Origin of the sequence: Thomasclavelia sp., from assembly GCF_017889095.1 — a bacterium.
Taxonomy (GTDB): Bacteria; Bacillota_I; Bacilli_A; order Erysipelotrichales; family Coprobacillaceae; genus Thomasclavelia.
The window spans coordinates 1-3,650 of record NZ_JAGHEW010000035.1; the positions used below are offsets into that span (position 1 = coordinate 1).

The following is a 3,650-nucleotide window of genomic DNA, read 5'->3' on the forward strand; positions in this document are numbered from 1 at the left end:
ATTTTTGTTTACTGAACTCTTCTTCTTGACTACGTTTAATCAATTCTAATTTTTCTTTATTTTCCTGATTAATCAAATTAATAATATACATAAACATAATGCAAAGGACAAAAATCAAAATTGCATTTAGTGCCATTAAATTCATTGATACATCACCTAACAATATTTTATATACCATCGAATAAAGTAGACACATTAAGATCATCTCAAACATAATGACTACCTTCCATCTTGATATTTCTAAAGACAAAGATAATCTCTCTTTTAATTTTAACAATACAACATTACCTAGTAATTGCATCACTTTACAAATAATGCACTCAATCATGTAACTATATTTAATAGAAAATATATCAAAAATATAAGTACATACCATTGAATATAATAAAATCAACGATATTTGAAGTAAAATGATAAAAATATGTTGAAACGTAATATTTCCAATGAAAATATACATTAAAATACACACACAAACAAAAAAGACTATCGAAGAAAAAATACCAAAATAATTTGTTAGTTGAAAAATTTCCAATAATATACATTGTATTATTGTGGCAATAACAATAAATTTATGTTTAGAATATTTCAAATCAAAAAAGTCAGCGATAAACCAGGTAAATAATAACGCTTCTATAAAATTAATTACTACATTAAATATCATCATCTAAGTAAATACTCCTGATAAAACTGATCAAATCTTTTTCGATAAACACGACCTATTTTTAAAGCTTCATTATTACTCATGATTAAAGTATCTTTTTTGTATGAATTTAAGTAATATACATTAATGATAAAAGAGCGATGAATCTGGATGAAGTTATCCTTCGTTAATATATCAAACCACATTTTGAGGGTTCGATTATCATAATAGATGCCATTTGTAGTTACTACTTTTACTTTATGATCTTGGCTTTCGAGAAAAATAATTTGATTTAAAGATATTTTAGTTTTATTGGCTTTATGATTTAGCTGAATAAATTTATCATCTATTTTTAGATCATGATCAATAATTGAATAAAAGACTTTTAAATCTTCTTGATAACTAGTCTTTCTAATAAAATAATACGCTCGAAGATTATAAGAACCATGAATCAAATCATTACATGCCGAAACAAAAATGATATAACAGTTTTCTTGGCTCGCTCTAATTTGTCTTGCCAGATCATATCCATTGATCTCTTTTAAATCGATATCAATAAAATAAAAAAGATATTGTTTGATGTTTATCAAATTTGAAAAATGATCATCAATTATATCTATTTCAACATCTTCATCATAATCACTAAAATGAATTAGTAAATCATCTTTCATCAGTTTTGCGAATTTTGAATCATCATCAATAATTACTAATTTCATTTTAACCCCTCCCTACCATATCTATTCTAACACACTAAATTAGTTTTTTTGATATTTCTTTAATTTATCTGGACATTCAGGTTGATAATGGTTAAATTGAGATGGTGATGCTGCCGCTAAAATTGCAACACAACTTACAACGCTAAATAACACTCTTAATAATTTAGTTTTCATATTATCCTCCTTAATAGATAGCTGAATTTTTACATATCATATAAAATCACGAACCACTTTATCCCATTTTTATTCTTTTTAATTTTATAACTTATGTATTGAAGGGGTTAAAATACTATTATATTTGCTATCTATTCATTGTTTATAATCGCATAAATTGTAATATTTTGTAATTATTTTACTAAAATGCATTTTTACTTCGTAAAAATTACATAATTACGTTATTAGCGTTAAATAATGTTTAACTTAAATTACATAGCAATGAAAAATATTAACCATTTTAATTAATTAAATTATTTAAAAAAGTAATTTTTGTATGTTTTAATGGGTGTTTTTATCAAAATTTGCGAAATTTTAATAATCACGTTATAATATAACAAATAAAAAATATATTGCATACGGGAAGGATTTTTAAAATGATTATATTCTTAGAAGAAATGGTTAAGATTATTATTTTAATCACAATGCTTCAAGTTATTCATTTATTAGATGAAAATAAAAATAAGATAATTGTGGTGGGAATTATTAGTGTTATCATTAACTTTGTCATGGTTTCATTAAAAATAACTGATACCGTAATTGGATATATTCTTTATTATCCAATAAATATTTTAGTTATCACTTTACTTTGTAAAGAATTTCAAAAAGGGATATTTTATGGTATTTGTTATTACTTTATCCAGCCAATTATTAATATTGCAATGTTGTATTTAAATGTGTGCTTAAATATGCAATTTTCACAGTTAGCTAATTATATCACTACTTTATTAAGCGCTGGTGTTCTAGCGGTCGTTCATTACATAAAATTAGTTCGTTTTCGTGGTAATTTAATTGTTTTATATTTAATCAATCTATTTGCTTTATTTATTTCGATGTACTATGGTTATTGTTTAATGACTGATTATTTAATGCTTAGTGAAGTTTATTATTATGGTTTTATCTTTATTGCCGGATGGATTGTTTTAAATAAATTGCTTTGTCGTAAGGAAATTAGTTAGAAAGAAAATGATAAGATTTCAAGAAACCTTATCATTTTTTATTTAATCATCAGTTGAAGTTCGACTACCAATTGTATGCTCTTCAATATTTTCAAAAATTTCTTTAACCGTCATTGGTTTTTGTCCGGTTAATTCTTCAAAATCATTAGTAAAAGTTACCATTTGTCCAAGACGAATAGCACGACCGAAAGTTACCATTCCATCAGAACAGAAAGGGAAATTAGAAGCTGTTTGTGCCCACATTTCCTCAGTTGTTCTAGGCACACCAATTGAATCAAAGAAAGCATACTGCTGTTCATCGTCAATATATTGATATTCTACTTTCTTTCCAGTAACTTTTGAAGCGATTTCAAGATATTGACCAATTGTAAGTAATTCAGGTCCATTTACATCAACGATTCGATCTTGCCAGTCACTCATCGCTGCACACGCTGCTGCCAACGCACAATCATCACGAGAAATAAAAGCCATTTTTCCTTCACCCATATTATTAGCTAAAATACCATTAGTATTTTCAACTGCATTAATGAAGTTTGATACCATTGCTTCGGCATATTGTGAATCGCGTAAGAATAAATAATGAATTGGCTGTTCTTTAATGTATGCTTCAGTATATACATGATCATTTACTTCATAAGTATCAATATCCTTTTCGCCAGCACCAACAATTGAAGTATAAACAACTCGATTAACTTTTGCTTTAACGGCTGCATCAATAGCTGTTTTATGAGCTTTACGACGTTTTGGTCCAACAAAAGGCATTGAGATTAAAATTAATGTATCTACACCTTCAAATGCTTTTTCTAACTGATCAGGCTGATTAAAATCACCTACTCGAGTTTCAATTCCCATTGCCTGATATTTTTCTAATCCTTTAGTAGTTGGAGCAGTAAAAATTAAATCTTCATGTGGATAGCGTTCCAATAAAATCTTAGCACAGCGACTACCAAAATTTCCATCAACACCACTTAATAGTATTTTTTTCATCATCTTTTTCTCCTTTTCTTTAATTATAGTATACACTACTTATAAATTAAAAAAACTCTCGAAAAAGCATGAAAACTCTATAAGTTTTTCTTATAGAGTTTAAAATGATCAATACTATCAGCTATAAACATTTTA

General features: G+C 26.5%; 5 protein-coding genes. 1 reads left to right on the forward strand and 4 read right to left on the reverse strand.

From position 1 onward, the window contains the following. The 3 genes from J7M77_RS01645 to J7M77_RS01655 form a co-directional block, all read right to left on the reverse strand. The coding region (locus tag J7M77_RS01645; RefSeq protein WP_296875339.1) for a hypothetical protein at positions 1 to 664 on the reverse strand (664 nt) is incomplete at its 3' end. Continuing rightward, positions 661 to 1,356, reverse strand: coding sequence for a LytTR family DNA-binding domain-containing protein (locus J7M77_RS01650; protein WP_296875341.1), 696 nt, complete (start codon positions 1,354 to 1,356; stop codon positions 661 to 663). The genes J7M77_RS01645 and J7M77_RS01650, both read right to left, overlap by 4 nt. A 39-nt stretch (positions 1,357 to 1,395) precedes the next feature. Continuing rightward, positions 1,396 to 1,530 (reverse strand): cyclic lactone autoinducer peptide, encoded by a 135-nt coding sequence (locus J7M77_RS01655; RefSeq protein WP_296875343.1) that lies wholly within the window; start codon positions 1,528 to 1,530, stop codon positions 1,396 to 1,398. Between the two features lie 416 nt (positions 1,531 to 1,946). Between J7M77_RS01655 and J7M77_RS01660 the strand changes: the two genes are divergently transcribed. Further along, complete coding sequence (locus tag J7M77_RS01660) at positions 1,947 to 2,528, forward strand: hypothetical protein (RefSeq protein WP_296875345.1); 582 nt, start codon at positions 1,947 to 1,949, stop codon at positions 2,526 to 2,528. A gap of 42 nt (positions 2,529 to 2,570) precedes the next feature. Here J7M77_RS01660 and J7M77_RS01665 read toward each other — a convergent pair whose 3' ends face one another. Beyond that, the gene (locus tag J7M77_RS01665; RefSeq protein ID WP_296875347.1) at positions 2,571 to 3,515 is read right to left on the reverse strand and encodes an NmrA family NAD(P)-binding protein; all 945 of its coding nucleotides are present in this window, start codon (positions 3,513 to 3,515) and stop codon (positions 2,571 to 2,573) included. Between the last annotated feature and the right edge of the window lie 135 nt (positions 3,516 to 3,650).